Genomic DNA, 15,944 nt, shown 5'->3' with positions numbered 1-15,944 from the left:
ATCAGAAAAGCCCCTCTCTTCTGTTATAATCAAGCACTTTCTGCACAAGCTTAGGATAATTCTGCTTTGAGACAAGAACCTGCCCTTTTTTCAGGTAGACGTTTGATGCGTCATAACTCTTTACATATTTCAAATGTATAAGATAAGCTCTATGAGTCCTGAAAAAATCATCGCCGGCAATTTTCTCCAAATCAGTCAGTTTCCCATAATATTCAATATCTGAATCTGTAGCATGTACGACGACCTTGGAGTTAAATACTTCGGCATATATCACATCATCAAGGCAGATGCGGACATGGGTTCCTTTGGAATTGACCATGACATACTTCTTTTCATGACCTGTCCTGCCCTTAGATAAAGATTGTTTAATGGCCTCTGCTCTCGCGCTTCCAAGCACCTCTTGCAGCTTTTCATCAGAAAACGGCTTCACCAGATAATGGAAAGCATGCACATCGAAGGAATCAAAGACAAACCTCTCTTCTCCGGTTATAAAAATAATCACCGTTTTATCAGTTCTTTCCCGAAGCCTTCTCGCCACTTCCATGCCCAAAATCCCTGGCATCTTTATATCAAGTAAGAGAATATCAGGTATTTCTCTCGTATTAAGAAGCTCCTCACCATTTTCAAAAGTCTCTATTAAATCTTCCGGAAATGAAGTTCTAACTTTCATTAGTAGCATCTGTCTTACTTTTTCTTCATCATCACATATAGCTATTCTCATAATGGTCTAATCCTCCAGTTTCATTTTAGGCCTGGTCACTTAATTTTAATATGCATTCTATGTGAAACGACCATTTTTAAGTGTGAAAAAAGGCGCTGCCATGCAACGCCTTTTACCACTGATTTTTCTATCAAATATACTAAACAGAATCCCCCGCATTTAAAGGCTATATTGCATAAAGTTACCATTATGCTTAAAGCCATAGGCGGTGTAGAGTTTAACTCCCATATCGGAAGCAGTAATGTGAACTGCTCCGCATCCGTAAGCTCTGGCCTCTTCTACAACTCTGTGAAGCAGCTCTTTTGCTATTCCTTTTCGCCTGTAATAAGGATCTGTGTACATGCTTGACAATAGCCCGAGTTTTCCTGTTGTGCAGGTAAAATACGGCGGTTTTTCAACAAAAGACATGCCACTTGTACCTATAATCTTATCTCCATCCATGGCAAGCCATGAAACAAATGTCCCATCAGCCATATGTCTGTTGTAATAGTCATATAATGCTGCCTTCAGGTCAACACCTTCAGGCACAGTCCTGCCTGTGGATGTATATTCCTCAGTCAGCTGTGTAATCCTCATATTGATAAAACAGTCTAATTCTGTATCTGTAAGTTTTTTATATGAAATATCCATTTTTCCCACATCCCCCTGCGCTTGTCAATTTACCTTCTTATATTATCTCCAATTACTGCCAGATTTTAAAGCGTTACTGTTCACACCTTACGGTGCTCACAGCAACTGGATTTGCCCATTCCAGTTGCCTTCGGCAAAGGGGCAAATCCTATATTCAAGACGTAGAACATTCTCACGCTCAGCGCAGCAAGTGCGCAGAGCTGTCTGAACAGTAACTTTAAAGCCTCAAAAAATCCTCCCACTACCGGCCGTTTAGCCAATAGTGGCAGGAATTACTATTTCTTACTTTCTCATATATACAAATCCAAATATTCTTGCTGACTCGATTACGAATGAGCCACTAAATGTAACAGGTACCGTAAAGACTTCACTTCCACCCACAGTTCTGTGCTCAAGAGCTTTAGCAATAATTTCTTTTGAAATGGGATATTCTACAAAATACTCCTCTTCTCTTCCTGTGTAATGAAGCTTGCCATTAAAAATGGTCTCATCACCAATCCTTATGCAAATCTGCTTGCCGTTATCCTCTCTAAGGTAATGTACCTCTAAAAGAAGATCTGCGCCTTCCACAGCCTTCATGTGATAGGTGAAGCTTCCATTTGGAGTTGCTGCTCTTGTTGTCCCCTGTGCTGTACTTCCTACAGAACCATTGTCCTCCATGGCATGAAGTTCGTCATTTTCGTATTGTCCGTATCCAGGCTGTACAGTATCGATGATGCTCTCTCTGCGAGCCTCTTCCGCCTTTCTCTTTTCAACCTCATCTGTATCTGAATTGCTGTCATCAAAAAGATACCAGTATATTCCGTAACGTTCCCTTGTCTTTTTATAATGAGGTGTGAACTGAAGATCTCTGTCAGTTCCTGTTAAGTTGAAGTTAAGTGTTCCGTTCTCCCTTACCATATGCTTATCTATGTTACTTACAAAATCAGTTACGCTGCCTTCATTTATCGTGAGATACTCATTTCCTGCAATCTTATTTGTAGGAATGGTAACATCAACACCTGTAGTACCATCAACCATATTCTCAGTACCAAGGTTTGCAGATAAAACAACAGGACCGTATTTAAATGCAAATACGTTATCACAATCAGGCAGAGTTTTTGCCACAGTCATCATCTCAAAAGTGATCTCTACCTGGTCTTTGTCATTCCACTGCCTCTTTATCTCAATATATCCATCGGTTCCTGCTTCGAAGGTATCTTCGCTCCCTACAACATTACAAGTGTAGGACTTTGCCCAGTCAGGAACTCTGAATTTCAAACTAAAGAGACTCTCGTTTTCACAGCTGATAGTAAATAATGCTGTGTTTTCCATCGGTATCTTTGTGTCCTGACGGATGGATATTTTCTTTTCATCGTCAGTGACCTCTGATGACACATAGAGATTAACGATAATACCTTCTTCATCCTTGAAATATATGCTGTCACCAAGCTTGGTGAAATTCTCCATACCAGTTCCCGTACAGCACCAGAATTTATCAAAGGGCTGTCCATATACCTTATAATATCCCGTAGCCATGGGCTGGAAGTACATGGTCATTCCATCCTCCGGATTCTGTGAAGAAAGGATGGCATTAATCCAGGTATTTTCGTAATAATCAGCATACTTTTTATCCCCGGTAATGCGGAACAGATCTCTGCTCATCTTAAGCATGTTGTAGGTGTTGCAGGTCTCATTGTTGCAATTGGTGCGCTCAGCATCAAGCACATAATCCTCTCCGAAATGCTCCCACTCACTGTTTCCGCCTGTTACATAGGTATGCCTTGTAACCACCATGTCCCAGAATGCCTTAACATACTCAAGATATTCCGATGCAGACTCCCCAACAGTCATATATCTGTTAAGCGCACCGAGGAATTTGGGAATTGTGGTATTGGCATGGCGGTTATTAAGCACATTTGCATCACCTGTCAGAATCTTTTTGAAAAGCTCATCCTCATCAAAAGCGTGTGCTGCCTCAAGATGCTCCTTTTTACCTGTGAGCTTATAGAGCTTATAAAGGGCATCATTCATTCCGCCATATTCTATTCCGAGAACTGTTCTATGAGTATCCTCAGACCAGGAGGATGTCCTGCCATAGCTCCAGTCTCCGATTCCCTCTGCTACTTTAAGTGAAGTCTCATAGCCTGTGAGTATATATGTGTTAACAAGTCCGTCCAGAATCTTATGCATGGTGTACCACGGAACCCATGCCTCTGTGATGATATTGGTCTTGCCCTCCTCAACGTTATCAAACTGCTGCTCTACATTATTACTATCGAGAATAGCTGCTCCAAACACAAATCCAGGCTTCCCCTTGGAATGCTGCTGACACTCATAAAGACCATCCACCATCTTTTTAATAAGCTCGATAAGAGCCTTCTTATCATCAGTTGCTGTCCCGGGATTAGCATAACCTTGAGAAGCAGCCGTGAGATAGTGTCCCATAGTATGCCCACCTATCAGCATGTTCTCCCAACCGGTGTAACGCATTTTCTTTGGTGCAAGGCCTGCATTTTCATAGAAACCTGCCAGCATTCTGTCAGGATCAATGCTCTTTAAATAAGCTACATCCTTTTCAAGAGCGTTTTGATAATACTCATCTATCGCTAATACTTGTGAAAGTTTATACTCTTCAAACATTCTAATATTTCCCCTTTATATTCAATAATATCTATTCTCAATTATCTGTATCTCAAACTCAATACACTTTTTAAACTCAAAACAAAATTTTTTTAATGATATCACAGACCTGTTAGTATTACCTTTCATATATTGCTTCTTTATTATCAAAAACGAATAGTTTAAACAGTCCCGACAAGGCTCGTGAAAAATGCCATTCCAAGTGTTCTGCTCAAATTAAAAAGGACTGTCTCTTAAAGAAACAATCCTTTTAATCTAAAGTTATTTTTACTTCATAAATATTTCTGTTTACTTGTCGTAAACGACATTAGAAATTGCCTGATATCTCAGGCTTTCCAATAAATTCCAAGCATCGTTATGTCATCAAACTGCGGTGCATCACCTACAAACGTATCTATATCTTCCCGGACATTCTTAAGAAGTTTTTCAGGAGTATCCACCTTCTCTTTATTAAGAGCCTGGACAAGCCTTTCCTCACCAAACAGCTCATTCTGACTATTGGTTGCTTCTGTTACACCGTCCGTATATACAAAAAGTCTGTCACCAGGATGAATCTCAAATTCATGCTCTTTAAATTTCATTCCCTGCATTGTGGCAACTGCCGGTGAATGTCTGTACTTAACAAGCTCCCATTCTCCACCGTTCCTGCTTATAGCAGGATGCTCGTGACCGGCATTGGCAGCAAGCCCCTTTCCTGTAGAAATTTCAATCATTGCAAACCAGACAGTAACGAAAAGCTCTGCTTCATTACCCTCACACAGCTGGTCATTAGCATAGCTAAGTACTTCAGCAGGAGAGTTACTAAGCTGTGCTCTGTTCTTAATAAGTGTTTTGGCAATGACCATGAATAGTGCTGCAGGAACGCCCTTTCCTGATACATCAGCAATTACAAGACCAAGATGGTCATTATCTATAAGGAAGAAGTCATAGAAGTCTCCTCCTACCTCCTTAGCCGGGCTCATTGTAGCATATAGGTCAAATTCCGTTCTTTCCGGGAATGGAGGGAATATTCGCGGCAACATATCCGCCTGAATCTGGGTAGCAACATTCAGTTCTGCTCCGATTCTCTCCTTCTCAGCAGTGATCCTTGTAATATTTTCAATATAGTCAAGAATCTTTACCTGCATAGACCTGATATCTGTGTATAGTTCCTCAAGCTCATCTCTACTATTTATATCAAGAGATATTACACTCTCCCTTGAATAGCCTGTTTCTTCGTTTGTAAACGATTTTGTTCCCCTGGAAAGTGCTTCAATAGGCATTACAGCAACTTTCCTTATAGTTAAGATACCCAGAGCCACAAAGATCAAAGTAATAACTATCCCGCAGATTACCATGCGATACAAAAAGTGCAGTCTGTCACCCACAACCTGGTTCATATCAATATCGACACCTACAGTACTTACTGCATTACCATTAGAATCAAATATCGGCTCATAGGCAGAGCATACCCATTCATTATCCATATTGGATACTGCAGGATCGATATGGACATTTGTTGAATACATCGCAAATTCTTCTGCATTATCTCCAATAAATCCAAGTCCCTCGAGGCCACCGGTTGCAGACACAAGATATACACTTATTGGGCCTTCTATCGAATGAATATACAAATATTTTACATTCATATCTTTCAAAAAGCCTTCATAAGATGCCAAGAGACTATCGTATTTCTCTTTAATTCCCTTTTTCGCAAGATAGTCATCAACAAGAGTCCAGTCGCCTGTCTCAACTGCTTTTTCACGCACTTGTTTAAAGTCTTCTTCATCAACCAATTCTCTTAGTTCTCTGATAAAGTCACCATCGGTTTGGTTCGCAAGTGATAAGGCCAGTCGCGAAGCATTTTCTCCATAATAATCATCTACCTTCTGCCTATGTACCAGATAGCTGTATACAATGAGTACAACGGACAAAACCAACATAGCAGCAGCAATTAGTGAACAGATTTTTACTCCTATTCCAAATCCCTTTTTACTCATACGGTGCTCCTTTTCTTATCAACAGTTTTCCCTATAAAAATGAATATGAACGCAAGCACAACCAGTGTAATAAGGACTATGGTAAGTCCTCTTCCCATTCCGGCAATCAGTACATAACTGAATACAAACGGACCAATGGACTGCGCCACATTTATGATCAGATTATAAACACCAAGAGCCTTGTCGTACCCGTACTTCTGAACAATATCCAATTCCGTATAATAACCTGACTGCAGCGGCAGGCCAAAGCTATCTGAAATACCAAGTATCGCAAGAGCTGCAAACAGAGCAGGTATACTCTCAAACCGGATCACAATGAAGAATGCCAGGGCATAAAGAAGTGATGCCGTAAGAAGACCTTCCGGTTTCCTCTTTATCCGGATGAAGAAGGAAGTTAATAATTCGCCAAAGAACATAACGCAAAGTCCGTTCAGGAGATATGAATAACCAATATAAGTATCTGAAAGTCCATAACCAGAACTTATAATAGGATACATATAATTCAGGAAATATGAACTCATAAGGATAGGCGCAACTATCATAAATAAGAGTGAAAATACCTTAGGATTAAGAACGAACGAGAACACTTTGATCGGTTCATTTTCTTCTTCTGCATCTTCCTCCAGTTTTTCTGTCTTTGTGTCATTAAAATATGTCAAAGTCAGAATAAGCATAGAAATACTAAAGACTGCCGAAATCATAAACACGCCCTGATAATTCATCCAGTTAACTAAAAATCCTCCGAAAACAACTCCGCAGTTGACACCGTTAAGCGAAGCCACATTGTACTGGGAAAAACCAATATCCCTTTTTTCCTCCGGAAGATTAGTAATCCTCAAGGTAGCTACAAGAAGTATCATCCCCCAGCCCACACCAATAATTGCATTACCTACAATAAGCGCCCATATGTTTGGAATAATGCGCAGAACAAAACCTCCTGTAAAAAGTACCGAACTAATTATAATCGTCCGCTTTTCACTTATTTTTTCAATAATATTTACACCCAGCACAGAAAATACAGCACCGGTGATAACCTCTGCTGAAAGAGGAATAGCAGCCATGATTTCAGGAGCAAGCATAGCTGATGATTTTTCAGATATTTCCATGGCATATAGCGGAAGAAATGCCGTGCTTAAATTAGTCAGGAAGAATACAAGAAATGAAACCATTCTCATAATCTCGCAGGGAAGCATTGGAGATGCGCCTTCCACGCCATTCTCCAGCTTTTCTTTATATTCATTTCTGCCTTTAACAAAATAAACAATTTCTATTATGAAAAGGATAAGCACCACCGTCACAGCAATAGTATTGATAAAAGCATCAATAACCATTGTATTTACTTCCTGGCGAAATGTAGCCATATCCTTACCAACTTCGATAATGCCTACAGCATCCCCGTTTTTGTTTATGAGAGGTTTATATGAAAAGAGATACTCACCTTCACTGGTGCTACTCATGTATCTCTCACCCTCTTTAGTGGTCAGAACCTTTTCCTCAAGAGAGCCTTCTATACTCCAGTCATAGGGGTAAATAGCACCTGCAATATCCGTAAGACTGTAGCTCATAACATACATGCCATCCACAACCTGATAAAAAACACAATACAGGTCACTCAAGTTTTCAGATTCTGTAAGAAATACATTCCTTGCAACATTCCTGATTTCCTGATAATCCTCGTTCATGAAATCGTCTGCACTGTTGAGTCTTGATAATGACTCTATTGGCAACATGGCAGATGTCAGGTCGCTTACAAGGTCAGCCTTTTCAAAAAAAGCTTCCGTTATTTCTTCCTGGAATCTCGGCACAAGAACTGCAACCAAAAGAGCAGAGATTATAAATGAACCTGTCACTATACCAAGAATAATCTTTGCGTACATACTCTTTTCTTTGAAGATATAAATAACAATAGATGCGGCTAAGGCAACAACAAGCAGTATGAAGCATACAATCGAAATTTTTGAAATAATACTCTTAAATACGATCAAAGATGACAGTTTACAGGAAACAAAATAATCATATTCATTATTCCCAAGGTATTTTTTGACCGAATAATCAGTCACACATGCCAGTCCATTATCCGCATTAAGGCTATATGCTATCTCTTTTTCCACCAGATTTCCGGCTTCTTCTATAAGAGACACTTCATCGCTCTTGGTGTCAACAACTATTACTGATCGAAGACCGATATCAGTAGCATATAATTTTCCATCAGAAAAACTAAGATCAGCAGGAATGCTTAAAGCGTCTGAAGAGGTGCTGTCATAGAGCACTTTATCATTAACACCATCAACATATCTCTTGATTTTCCCATCATAGGTGCTGTAATAGACAGTTCCCGTGCTTGAATCAAAAGCACTGCTTCTTAAGAAGATACCTGCTCCCTTAAGAGGATATGTGGTCTCACTCTCCCCCGGTACTAAAAGACGTATGTTGTCATTCGTTTTATATATATAAGCAATTCCCTGCTCTCCCATAGGAAAAATCCCTACTATGTGCTGCTGAATTGTAAGCTCAGAGTAGAGAAATTTTGCAACAGTTTCAATAGCTTTGCCTCTTGAATTAAGCTCAACTATGCTCTCACCTTTAATACGTATTCCTTCACCGCTCTCAACATCCAGAAGAAAGATATGATCGTTCGAAGTGACAACCTTTTTTATCCCATTGAACAGCCCTGAAAATGCCTCCTTTTTCCATATCAGCCTGTTATCAGGTGAAACCTTCAACAACCTTTGGCCTGCCTTATCTAAAACATAAGTATTCCCCTCATTATCCAGAGTTGCATAAATTATGCCCTCGTAGGGTAATTCATCAAAAGGGCTTACCATCAGATATTCCCTGCTAAATGAAAATATGATAAGGAAAATAAAGGCCACAATTCCGGCAATAATGTAATTCTTTTTATTCATTATTTTTTTATTCATGGCTGTTCTCTTTTCAAAAAATGTTTTCAGTCCTTAAGATCATATTCAAACCTGGGTATCCATTCATGAGGGGCAAGTCTTTGCTTGTAAGTCCTGATTCCGGAAATACCCATATCCTCACCAAGACTTATCTTATCAATTCCCGAAAGGAAGCGCTTTTTGCACTCTGAATACATGAATACCCCAAGTCCCTTATAGTTGCCGGCAGTAGTCTGGAAATGAAGTATTGACTGATTCCCACTCCTTGAACCTATACAAAAGCCGGCAATTTTTCCGTCTATCCTCACAATTATCCCAAAGCCATTAAGCTCAGAAAGAACAGGCACAATCTGTTCAAGACAATTGATTGAACATCCATAATTACAATAAGAACAATCCTTAACCGAGCACCAGTTAGCCCTGATAAAATCCTTAAGTGTATCAAGATCCTCCGGAGTAACTTCGTCCACTGTGTAATCATAGTTCTTCAGAAAAAATCTAAGATTCTGCCCGGACTTGCCACTGAAAGAATCAAAGTATCTGCTATCATAAACATAGTCGTAAAATGAATCACTTTCTTTCTTTTCCCACTTAGTATCCGGAATTCCTTCATAATACGGTTTCATCCACTCTCTCATATCAGTGATATTGAGACTGTAACCGAGCTTTTCATGATCCTCTCTTGCTTCATAAAAAGCATCTTTCACAGACGATTCGTCATAATGTCCGATTAGCGGCAGCATTGTCATTCTGCCATCTGAGGCATCCCAGCCTAATAAGGTAAGATAATCATTGCTCTTCTTATAATAAAAGGAGAGTACACTTTCCCATGCGATCATTGCCATAAAACTCATAGGGGATGACCAGTCTTCATTCATTTTTCCATAATATGGATCAAATATTGCCTTATCATTTACAGTAACAGGCGAATATCCAAGTTCAATAATCCTTTCCTTGTCTTCTTCAGCTAGTAACGTTAACTTATCAATATACATAAAATCCTTATATCTCCGTTATAGAATTTATCCTCATGTTACCTTCAAACTCCTCTTCTCCCACCATATCAATAAAATGTCTCCGATAATAATCCACAAGTTCCATAGGTTCTATCGCTTCCCCGCTGGGATAATATAAAATACGATAGTCCACATCAAACAAAAACATCGAAATCCCTGTATCCTGCCATCCGTTTGTGATATAGAAATTCATAAGTCTTTCTCTATCTCTCTTTATCTCCGGATCATCCGTCATAAACGGGTCTTCCACTTCTCCTGCTAAAGATACCTTGCCGGCAAAATGTGCCCTTATTAAATCAAGTATCATGGTCGCATATCCTTTGCCTCTAAGAGAAGGTGTGACACCAAGATAATCAAAGAGATATATTTTTTTGCCTGTAGGGTTAATGTCAAAAAGCGCATAGCCCACATATACACCTCTGTCAAAGAAAGCATATGTAACGTATTTTCCCTGGTTTTTAAGATCAATCATAAGATCAAGCTTTTTTAATTCATCTTCAGGAAAATCAAAAACAAACTCTTCTTTATACAGATTCTGCAATTCTGTTACGGACATATCTCTTAGATGCAAATGGATTTCCGTTCCCTCTTCATCAGGAATATAATGATAAACACCGGCTTCATCAGGAAGTGCTATCATTCTGTATTCAGGATTCCACTTTTCGACAAGCGAAGGATCTTCTCCTGCCGTCTCCAACAGAAACGGTATCTGATCCCGTATGCCTTCAAAAATATCTTCACTTTTACGTTTCCACACCTCCGGACAAACCGGAGAAAGTGCTATTCCTAAGCCGTGCTCAGTATTTATAAGATACAAAGGCCACAATCTGCAGCGAAAGGGTTTATCTTCACCTAAAGTACAGCCTTTATCACTTAAGCAGGGACAGGTATAAATACCCTCGCTGTCCTTTTCCATTTGAAGATAATAAAGCCCATCGTCTCTTTGGCTAAATAATGCTTCTGTCTTATCTTTAGCTTTACTAAATTCCTTCTCAGTAAAACCCGGAGCGTCCCATACATCAGAATCATCATAGATACAGCATATTCTGCAACCGGCACAGGTTTCTCCTTTTAGTATATTTCTTAACAATCAGAATCCCTCCACACCCTGTTCCTCATAGTATTTCCGGGCACCTTTATGAAATGGAATATCTATTCCCTTAAGAGAGTCCTCAAGTTCAAAGGTCGAAAAATTTTTCTCTCCTGCAGAAATCTTTTCTTTTTCACTAAACAGAAGGGTCAGAAGTTCATAAACCTTATCTCTTTCCAACCTGTTTGAAGCTATAAGTGTAGCCCTTACTGAAACTGTGTCAGTACTTTCATTTAGTCCCGGATATGTTCCGTCAGGAACAGTTGATCTTGTATAAAAGCTATAATTCTCCTGAAGAATCTTTACATGTTCATCATCTATAGCAACCAGATGCACAGCATTTTTCTCAGACAAATCCATTACTGCTTTTGTAGGAAGTCCTGCAACAATAAAAGCAGCGTCAATAGATCCATCTGCAAGATTATCAGCGCTGTTGGCAAATGAAGAATTTTCAGCATGTATATCAGAAAAGGTCATCCCATATGCACTCAGGATCTGTCTTGCATTGAACTCCACTCCGGATCCCGAGTCTCCAACGGAAACTATTTTCCCACGAAGATCATCTACGGTATGTATATCATCCCTGCATGTTACTATCTGAACACACTCGTCATAAATTCCTGCTACTGCTGAGAACTCTGTAAATGTTCCCTTATCAGCATATAAGTCTGTCCCTGTATAGGCGTAGTACATTACATCATTCTGAACTATTGCAAGGTCAGCTTTCCTCTCAGAAATCAACCTGATATTCTCTCCTGAACCTCCCGTTGAATAAATAGCAAGGGTACTGTTTGAAAGCTTGGTATTCAGAATATTTGCCATGGCATCACCCAGAGAAAAATATGTTCCGGATGTTCCTCCTGTTGCAAAGATCATTTCTTTCTTTTTTGAACTTATGATATTGCCGCATCCTGCCTGTGAGGCCATCAAGGCAACAACAATAAACATAGCCAGCAGCCTTTTCACCATTAGAGATAATTTTGAAACCCTGTGAGAAGTTATCATATTCTTCAAATTAACCTTTCCTGATACAAGATAACTTTATAAATAATTCGGTATCTTTATAAAAAACATGATGGCAATAACAAAAATGTGCCTCTCTTACATTTTTACATACACAAGTTATAGATTTATAAACTATGAATTAAAAATAGATAATATTTATTCAAAATAAAAAGGCCTATTATACATACGCATAATAGACCTTTAGATATGTTATTTACTGCCACCTTGTTAATGTCATTGCCGGTTGGCCTGAAAGACGGTTTTACTTATATAAATTGAGCAGTGACGGATCCGGCATCTGATCCGTGATCATGGTAAAGGTTTCACCCTCCTTATGCTTCTTATCCCAATAATTCTGATAAAACTGCAGCTTATCCTCAATCTGATCTCCTTCAGCTATCTGCAGATTGTAGACAAAATTATTAAACACATCCTCTGTTATATCATCATCAAGATAACTGTAATCCCAATCTGAATTAATGGGTTTCAGAAACAGTGTAAAGAAAACAGTTTCATAATCTGATGTCAATGTTGCATCAATATTAAGTGGAGCATTTCCAACAGCCGGGCTTATTATGGCTGTCCACTCCTTATCACCGTTATCTGTACCTGTTGTTCCCGTAACGGTAAGCCATCCATCGTCCCTGAACTCTGCATCCAGGTTCTTTACATTAGAAGCATCATTCATTATGGTGCGAATATAAACCTGGGGCTTTCCCATTGGATCTATTACAATTCTTGCAAAGGCATTGGTTCCGATATTCTCAAAGGATTTCCCATTAAAATATGCATCATTCCTATAGAGCATGAAACCTTCGTAATCACCCACCAGTTTAACAGCTTCATTAAAATCATATTCTGCTACAGCATACCCTTCATTCTCTTCATATTCTGTATTCTCTTCAAGGGATGCCTGCCACTCATTCCACTTTTCACTGCCTTCCTTTGCAAAAACATATTTGACATCATCGGAGAGATTAAGAGTGATGCTGCCATCCTCTGCTATTTCTCCAACCTTGGTGTCTCCGTTCAGATAAAATTTGTTGTCTTCTATTGTTGTAGCAAACTCAAGATTCTGCTCCGCAACATACATGCTGAGTGAACCATCGTCATTTACATTCAGGTATTCTCCGGGTTCAATATAAACCTCGTCCCTGTCATTTACTGAAGCTGCAATAGCATCATAATATCCGCTTACAGAGCTTTTTGAATCAAGGCTTATATTTAATCCGTTATCCTCTACGCTATCAGTGGTAGCTGTCATTTCCTCTTCTATGGTCTCAGGAACCTCAGCTGTCTGATTATCACTCTCCTCTGATGAAACAGCTTTTTCTTTTCCTTTTAATGAGGCAATTATGTCACTGCACTCAAGTGTGAGGGTGACTCCGGATCCCTCAACATTTTCGAGAACCATAACTCCATTTTTAAGGGTCCCGTCAAAAGTGGCTCCGCCTCCTTCACCATGGAATGTTTCGCCTTCAAGGGTCCACTTAAAATCGCCTCCCTCATCTCCACTTTGAAGGTGTGCCTTCCCGTTCTTCTTTAATTCTATTGAAAAGCCATCCTCGAAAACATCCTTAACCCCTAATTCAAATCCACTCATATTGGCTGTGGTGGCTTCATATAAACCAAGGTTTGGATCATCAGCGCCGCTATCACTTCCACATGCAGTAAACATCACAAGAATAAGTGACAAAATCATACAAATCAATTGCCTTTGAAATAATCTTTTCTTCTTCATTCTTTTTCCCTCTCTCTTCATCATATGTACCGCATGATTACTTCGTAATCCTGCCCAATCGGTTGGAACCATTCCGAATCATGACTTCGTCATGATGGTTCCACCCCATAAATACATAAGACACATAAGAAACACAACAAAAACCTCTTTTCAAATCATAACATGTAGGGCCTGATGGTTTCTGCCGTGATGTATTAAATTTTCATAAAATCTAATCAGAAATGAAGTATTATTTCATGACCTCGATTCATATCATTATTTTGCGTTTTCCTCACCTTAATTTCTAAATATTCTCTAAAAGATTTGATATATAAGCCTTTTTTACAATCCTCTAGTGTAAAATGTTATCAATAACCTATCGGTACCAGCAGGTGAATTAAATGGAAAGAATGAGCTTTTCGGAAATCAAAAAGCATATTATAGGAATAAATAGTTACGAGGCTTTTCTTCGTGACAATAGAAAGCTTGTAAATAGATATTTGAATACTGTACTTTGGTTCTGTATTCTGACTGGTCCTGCAATTGCAGCAGGCATTTATTTTGGTGTTTTTGCAGAAGCTACATATTTTACATGTCTCGCAGTTTCATCCTGCATGCTTCTGCTTGCACTCATACATCAATTACTAATAACAAAATGGCCCTACTCAGAGTTCGCAGGATATTATGCAATTGTATCCATGGAGCTTCTTTTGATGTTCATGGTATATAAGCATATTCACATTCATATTACCTGGTTCTTTATTCCTCTTCTCAGCATACTTTTTAGTGAACCGATAATGTTCTATTTTTCACTAATAACAAATTATCTTGCCATGCTGATTTCCACCTGGCTTATAGCTCCTCACAACGCAAGTATTAATTCCGATTTCAATACTCCCTTTGAGTACTTCAAAAATACTATGCTTGGCTACACTATTGAAACGATAATAATGCTTGTAGGAGGCCTTACCATAACAAGAATTCTCTATGACTATTTCACTGTGCTTTTAACTAAAAATAAAGAAGTATCAGACTATGCTGAAAGGTTGAATGAGCAGATGTCCATTCTTTTTTCTATGACTGAGATTTATGATAACGTGAACCTGATTGACCTTAAATCAATGAAAGAGATGTCATTAAGCGATCAGTCCTACAATTATCACGATCTGGATTTTGAAAAGCATGCTCATACCGTGATGAATCACAAGATTAAAAAGCATGTATCCCCGGAGCATCTTGACGCATTTCTTGAGTTTACCAATCTCAGGACACTGGAAAAAAGACTGACAGGAAAAAGATTTATTTATGGTGAGTTCGTAAATGTTGATACCGGATGGTTTCGCGCCCAGTATATTAATGCTGAATCCTACGAAAACGGTATCCCTTATCTTGTCGTATATACCGTTCAGAATATCAATATGGATAAAAATCGTGAGGAGCATCTGATCCGTATTTCTCTGACTGATGAACTGACTCAGCTTTTTAACAGACGAAGCCTTGATAACGATCTTGCCAGGTACAAGGATGAGCCGCTAGAGGATGATTTTGTGATTGCTTCAATCGATATCAACAGATTGAAATATACAAATGATACTTTTGGGCATGATGCAGGTGATGAGCTTATACAAGCTGCCGCAGAATGTATCTCATCTGCCCTCGGAACTTTTGGAAAAGTCTACAGAACAGGTGGTGATGAATTTACCGCCGTCATACATTCATATAATATTTCAGAAATAGACAAAAAGATCAAGAAAGCAGCATCCTCCTGGAAAGGCAATTATAATAACAGTCTTGCATTATCTATCGGCTACGCCGCCCATAGGGATTATCCGGGTGACACTATAGATGAATTAAAGAAGAAAGCCGATTCCAGAATGTATGATGAAAAATCTAAATTCTATCAGGAAACAGGCTTGGAAAGACGAAGACGGTAATTCAAGGCGCCATGTGATTACATGGGCTAGGGTAAAGTTTTTGTAGGATTGATAGAATGTAGCACAAGAATTGTGCACAACATAAATAAAAAGGACAACCTTCTGTGTTAAGGTATTTGTTGGCCAAAACAAAAAGCACGGGAGGTGTCCTTATGGACAGTATAAAACAAGTTTGGGAAAATGTGGAAGAAAATCTTATAAAGCTACGTGAGGATTTTGCAAAAGAGCCTACCCGAATGGCAGAGTTTGAACGAGGTGTACATGCCGAATTCGGTCGACTGGAAAGAGATTTTCTCAGGCAAACATTGGAGGATAGAGATAACCAGA

General features: G+C 39.1%; 10 protein-coding genes. 1 reads left to right on the top strand and 9 read right to left on the bottom strand.

What is annotated here, in order from left to right; all coding sequences use genetic code 11:
• Position 1: 1 nt before the first annotated feature.
• The 9 genes from T501_RS04305 to T501_RS04265 form a co-directional block, all read right to left on the bottom strand.
• Positions 2 to 721: a LytR/AlgR family response regulator transcription factor gene (locus T501_RS04305; RefSeq protein WP_044913524.1), complete on the bottom strand. Its 720-nt coding sequence runs from the start codon at positions 719 to 721 to the stop codon at positions 2 to 4.
• Positions 722 to 880: 159 nt separating this feature from the next.
• Positions 881 to 1,351, bottom strand: coding sequence for a GNAT family N-acetyltransferase (locus T501_RS04300; protein ID WP_044913523.1), 471 nt, complete (start codon positions 1,349 to 1,351; stop codon positions 881 to 883).
• A gap of 282 nt (positions 1,352 to 1,633) precedes the next feature.
• Positions 1,634 to 3,973 (bottom strand): glycoside hydrolase family 127 protein, encoded by a 2,340-nt coding sequence (locus T501_RS04295; RefSeq protein ID WP_044913522.1) that lies wholly within the window; start codon positions 3,971 to 3,973, stop codon positions 1,634 to 1,636.
• A 326-nt stretch (positions 3,974 to 4,299) separates the two neighbouring features.
• Positions 4,300 to 5,952, bottom strand: coding sequence for a PP2C family protein-serine/threonine phosphatase (locus T501_RS04290; RefSeq protein ID WP_026511568.1), 1,653 nt, complete (start codon positions 5,950 to 5,952; stop codon positions 4,300 to 4,302).
• Positions 5,949 to 8,873, bottom strand: coding sequence for an MFS transporter (locus T501_RS04285; protein WP_044913521.1), 2,925 nt, complete (start codon positions 8,871 to 8,873; stop codon positions 5,949 to 5,951). Before T501_RS04285 ends, T501_RS04290 begins: the two co-directional genes overlap by 4 nt.
• A gap of 26 nt (positions 8,874 to 8,899) precedes the next feature.
• Complete coding sequence (locus T501_RS04280; protein WP_044913520.1) at positions 8,900 to 9,847, bottom strand: phosphatidylglycerol lysyltransferase domain-containing protein; 948 nt, start codon at positions 9,845 to 9,847, stop codon at positions 8,900 to 8,902.
• A gap of 7 nt (positions 9,848 to 9,854) precedes the next feature.
• A complete protein-coding gene (locus T501_RS04275) occupies positions 9,855 to 10,958 on the bottom strand; it encodes a GNAT family N-acetyltransferase (protein ID WP_026511565.1) in 1,104 nt (367 codons plus the stop codon).
• Complete coding sequence (locus T501_RS04270; protein ID WP_197027916.1) at positions 10,959 to 11,927, bottom strand: TAXI family TRAP transporter solute-binding subunit; 969 nt, start codon at positions 11,925 to 11,927, stop codon at positions 10,959 to 10,961.
• Positions 11,928 to 12,225: 298 nt separating this feature from the next.
• Positions 12,226 to 13,728, bottom strand: coding sequence for a hypothetical protein (locus tag T501_RS04265; RefSeq protein ID WP_197027915.1), 1,503 nt, complete (start codon positions 13,726 to 13,728; stop codon positions 12,226 to 12,228).
• A gap of 356 nt (positions 13,729 to 14,084) precedes the next feature.
• Here T501_RS04265 and T501_RS19995 point away from each other — a divergent pair, with 356 nt between their 5' ends.
• Positions 14,085 to 15,617, top strand: coding sequence for a GGDEF domain-containing protein (locus T501_RS19995; protein ID WP_050008128.1), 1,533 nt, complete (start codon positions 14,085 to 14,087; stop codon positions 15,615 to 15,617).
• The last annotated feature ends 327 nt before the right edge of the window (positions 15,618 to 15,944 follow it).

This window comes from Butyrivibrio sp. WCE2006 (assembly GCF_000701985.1).
In the GTDB taxonomy this organism is placed as follows: domain Bacteria; phylum Bacillota; class Clostridia; order Lachnospirales; family Lachnospiraceae; genus Butyrivibrio.
This window is presented reverse-complemented; position numbering and strand designations above follow the sequence as displayed.

What these genes read in the sequence shown, in the direction of transcription:
- T501_RS04285 (WP_044913521.1), bottom strand. Translation starts at nt 8,873, where the DNA reads ATGAATAAAAAAATAATGAATAAAAAGAATTACATTATTGCCGGAATT.
- T501_RS04295 (WP_044913522.1), bottom strand. Translation starts at nt 3,973, where the DNA reads ATGTTTGAAGAGTATAAACTTTCACAAGTATTAGCGATAGATGAGTAT.
- T501_RS04300 (WP_044913523.1), bottom strand. Translation starts at nt 1,351, where the DNA reads ATGGATATTTCATATAAAAAACTTACAGATACAGAATTAGACTGTTTT.
- T501_RS04305 (WP_044913524.1), bottom strand. Translation starts at nt 721, where the DNA reads ATGAGAATAGCTATATGTGATGATGAAGAAAAAGTAAGACAGATGCTA.
- T501_RS04265 (WP_197027915.1), bottom strand. Translation starts at nt 13,728, where the DNA reads ATGATGAAGAGAGAGGGAAAAAGAATGAAGAAGAAAAGATTATTTCAA.
- T501_RS19995 (WP_050008128.1), top strand. Translation starts at nt 14,085, where the DNA reads ATGGAAAGAATGAGCTTTTCGGAAATCAAAAAGCATATTATAGGAATA.
- T501_RS04270 (WP_197027916.1), bottom strand. Translation starts at nt 11,927, where the DNA reads ATGGTGAAAAGGCTGCTGGCTATGTTTATTGTTGTTGCCTTGATGGCC.
- T501_RS04290 (WP_026511568.1), bottom strand. Translation starts at nt 5,952, where the DNA reads ATGAGTAAAAAGGGATTTGGAATAGGAGTAAAAATCTGTTCACTAATT.
- T501_RS04280 (WP_044913520.1), bottom strand. Translation starts at nt 9,847, where the DNA reads ATGTATATTGATAAGTTAACGTTACTAGCTGAAGAAGACAAGGAAAGG.